We start from the raw sequence: 3,739 nt of genomic DNA, 5'->3' as shown, positions 1-3,739 counted from the left end.
CTCCCCCCTGCGATATGAGGAGCATGTATCGCTACGTCCACCGCCACGCCATGTCCTTTGACTAAGGATTGACATAGCTCTGTAACAAGTGCCTGCCGCTGCCGCTTATTAAGTTCATGTGGTAAGGCGATTTCTATCTCTTTTGCAAGCCGTGCCTCTTGCTTGATACTTCCATCTTTTTTTAGTTCGGATTGCTCTGCCTGATTCCACAGGTTTTGACGGTTAAGCAAGTCGGGATTTGCTCCATCGGGTGCAAATATTTGGGTGTACTCGATGCCAGTTTTTCGGGTGTAGTCCTGCGTTTTCCCGTATGTATCGCATTCAAGTTTTTCACCTGCCCGATACGCTGCACACGCCACAATCGAGCGACCATCTGACCTCGAAATATTCTGAATTGAACAATGATAAATTGCCACTGGCTCACCTTTTACTAACAGCCGCCCAACTTGTTGGGCGGTGGGGTGTCGGGGGTCTCCCCTGACCGCAACTTGCAAAATCTCCGATTTTGCGTAAGTGCGCCCTTTGGGAACTCTGCGAGGCTAAAAGCAAAAGCAAGAGCGATAAGGCTTTGAGCTGTTTTTGGATTTTGCTCGCTACGCTCGATTTTTGGATATAAGTCGAGTTTTTGAAGTAGAGCATTTTTCATGTCTTAGGTGGGGCATACTTCGGGAAATAGGTTGATATTCACCAGGTGCAAAGTGAGCAAAAAAACGGCTAATGAGCTGAAGCAAAAAGTGGAAACAGAGCTAGAAAAACTGGATAGACAGAAAAAAGCAAGGCAGGACTTAGCCGATGCTGTTATCAAAGGTAGAGATCAAAAGCAGGCACGATCAGAAGATACAAAACGGAAAATTCTTATAGGGGCTTATCTGCTTAAAAAGTACGATAAAGACGTTGAAAAATTTTTAGCTGAACACCCAGATTTTATGCTGATAGTCAGAGAAAAGGATAAATATCTTTTTCAGCCGTGATTTTTAAAAATATCTAAACAATTGATGATCTTACAGAACGAGTGTCTACGAGTGAACAAGCCAAATTTCGCCCCTTTACCCTCTGAAAAACCGCTTTTTCGACTTTTGACCCTAGAAAGTGCCTATTTTTGTGCGCTTTTGCTTTTAAAAAAGCCTTGAGCGACAGCGAAAGCCATAGTTGCTTTTGCTTTTTCAAGTATTCCTGATGGTGTTTGCTAAAAATTGTCCCTGACGTAACGAAGTGAAGTCAAAAAAGTTTGAGCTTTAGCGAAAACATAGGGCAATTTTCGTATGAAAATAGGCTTTTAATAATAAAAAAGCTTTTAAATGCTTTTAGCTCGCCTGTAAGCCTTTAATAGCAATGCTTTCAGAAGTTAAAAGACGACACTTACCTTGCAATAAGACGACACTTACCTTGCATTATAACAGTATTTAAGACGACACTTACCTTGCAATTAACGACACAATATAATAATGTCGTCTTAAAGACATAATAAAGTGTTGCGTCATGAAAGAATTAGTCGTCAAAGATAATGCTCTAATCAATGCCAGTTACAATCTAGATTTAGTTGAACAGCGACTGATACTGTTGGCGATTGTCGAGGCAAGAGAATCGGGGCGGGGGATTAATGCCAATGACCCCTTATTTATCCATGCTGAAAGCTATATCAATCACTTTGGTGTACATCGCAATACAGCCTATCAAGCTCTGAAAGATGCCTGTAAGGACTTGTTTGCACGTCAATTTAGCTACCAAGAGTTATCTCCGAAAGGCAAGGTTATCAATCAGATGAGCCGTTGGGTATCACAAATCGGTTATATGGACGATGGTGCAACCGTGAATTTGATTTTTGCGCCAGCTATCATCCCTTTTATTACACGGCTTGAGGAGCAATTTACAAGCTACGAACTAAAGCAAATTAGTGGTTTAACCACTGCTTATGCTGTGCGCTTGTATGAGCTACTAATCGCATGGCGTAGCACTGGAAAAACACCAGTAATTGAACTGTCGGATTTCAGACAAAAACTTGGTGTTTTAGAAACTGAATACAGTCGTATGCACGATTTTAAAAAACGTGTTTTAGACCCTGCAATCAAAAATGTAAATGAGCATACAGACATTACAATCAAGGTTGAGCAACATAAAACAGGGCGTTCGATCACTGGTTTTTCTTTTAAATTCAAGCAAAAACAACAACCAAAAATTGAAAAACCAATCGATCCGAAACGAGATCCAAACACACCTGATTTTTTTATCAAAATGACCGATGCACAACGCCATTTGTTTGCTAATAAAATGTCTGAGATGCCTGAAATGTCTAAGTATTCACAAGGTACTGAAAGCTATCAGCAATTTGCTATTCGTATTGCTGATATGCTTTTAGAACCTGAAAAATTTAGAACTTTTTACCCGCTTTTAGTTCAGCTTGGCTTTAGTCAAAAGTGAAGTCATTGCCTTTTTTCTGCTTAGGCTGTTCATGTTCATAGCTGAACGGCTTAAATGTCGGCTGCCGCTCATTCTCAATTGAGATTTTCCTTTGATTAATAGCCTGCTGCATCTGATCGTGGTAGAGTTTTAACTGAGGTGAAATATCAATAAGTGCCTGTTTGTCCTTATCGAGGATATAGCTCACTTGCTCAATTTTTTTCAAGTCACGCTCGCGGGCTATTTTATCGCTGATCTGTTCGTATTTTTCCTTTGAACACCTTGCATACTCTTGCATATCGTTTCTTGCCCATGCTTGCGCCTGCAAACGTGTGTAGGTTGATAGCTCCCAACCAACACTGTCACTAACATGGTCATACTCAGCATCTTTCACATAGCCGTATTTTGATAGATAGCGTTCATACGCCTGTTTCTGCTTCTCTCTATCCTCTTCTTTGCGTTTGGCTTCCTGTTGTCGCTCTCGCTCTTTCTGCTGCTGTGCCTGCATTTCCTCTCTAATTTCAGCATGATAGACAGCAAGGCTCGACTGGTCTGTCTCGTACTGTTTGAGCATGTCATCAAAGCTAAATAGTTCAGAGCTAAACCATCCTTTTTTAATCTTGATCGGAGGAGGTAGAGGCTCACCAATTTCACGCAAGAGCACCTCAGCCTCTTTCCCCTCCCTAATTAACCTATCAAGCTGAAGACGGTCTATATCGCTCTGTAATGCGCTGTAAAAGCGATGCTCGGCGACTTTATCAGTATCCCCGCTCCTTGATTGCATGTATTGATCTAAAAGCGTCTGGCGGTGCTGCTGATGCTCATACAGTGCTTGCTGTGCTGCCGTATAGACTGCGGGGGCTTCATCCACTGCCGCCTCCAGTTGCTGCTGTTGTAGCTCCTCCAGTCCTGTTTCAGTTTCAAATATAGACATATCAAGGTTTTCAGCCTTTGAATTGCGCTGCTTGATTTCATCATTACGCTTAACGATCTCCATCTCCTTGCCCTTTCGCTTTGCATGTGTGGCTTCTATCCCCTCTTTGATGGTCGGCTCTATCATCAATCCTCTGTCCTCATGACTACGATGATCAACAGTTAGATCCAAGCCTGCGGCTGCAAGATGGCGATTTGTGAGATCAGCTACTTCCTCCCTGATTTTCTTCAGCGTTGAGTGTCTGTCTAGCTCTCTGACTTTCCCCCCTAAGCCTTGCCCTGTGGCGGTTCGAGTGGTCATCAATATATGGGCATGGAAGTTTCTATCATCACTCCCCCCTGCGATATGAGGAGCATGTATCGCTACGTCCACCGCCACGCCATGTCCTTTGACTAAGGATTGACATAG

The 3,739-nt window shown here is 42.7% G+C and carries 4 protein-coding genes; 2 read left to right on the top strand and 2 right to left on the bottom strand.

The window, feature by feature from the left end; translation table 11 throughout:
- On the bottom strand, positions 1-416 hold a 416-nt coding region (locus tag CDG56_RS16450), incomplete at its 3' end, for a MobA/MobL family protein (RefSeq protein ID WP_171295179.1).
- Positions 417-698: 282 nt separating this feature from the next.
- Between CDG56_RS16450 and CDG56_RS16445 the strand changes: the two genes are divergently transcribed.
- Positions 699-971, top strand: coding sequence for a hypothetical protein (locus tag CDG56_RS16445; RefSeq protein ID WP_074163980.1), 273 nt, complete (start codon positions 699-701; stop codon positions 969-971).
- A gap of 508 nt (positions 972-1,479) precedes the next feature.
- On the top strand, positions 1,480-2,418 hold the full coding sequence (gene repM, locus CDG56_RS16440) for a replication initiation protein RepM (RefSeq protein ID WP_074163981.1): 939 nt from the start codon (positions 1,480-1,482) through the stop codon (positions 2,416-2,418).
- On the opposite strand, the gene CDG56_RS16435 is transcribed toward repM, so the two are convergent.
- The coding region (locus CDG56_RS16435; RefSeq protein ID WP_087548434.1) for a MobA/MobL family protein at positions 2,405-3,739 on the bottom strand (1,335 nt) is incomplete at its 5' end. The genes repM and CDG56_RS16435 overlap by 14 nt on opposite strands.

Source organism: Acinetobacter sp. WCHA39, assembly GCF_002165385.1.
Classification (GTDB): domain Bacteria; phylum Pseudomonadota; class Gammaproteobacteria; order Pseudomonadales; family Moraxellaceae; genus Acinetobacter.
The sequence above is the reverse complement of the archived record's forward strand: the minus strand, read 5'-3'. Positions and strand labels throughout refer to the sequence as shown.

Bases quoted from the DNA above. Each gene is read 5' to 3' on its own strand.
- repM (WP_074163981.1), top strand. From the start codon at position 1,480: ATGAAAGAATTAGTCGTCAAAGATAATGCTCTAATCAATGCCAGTTAC.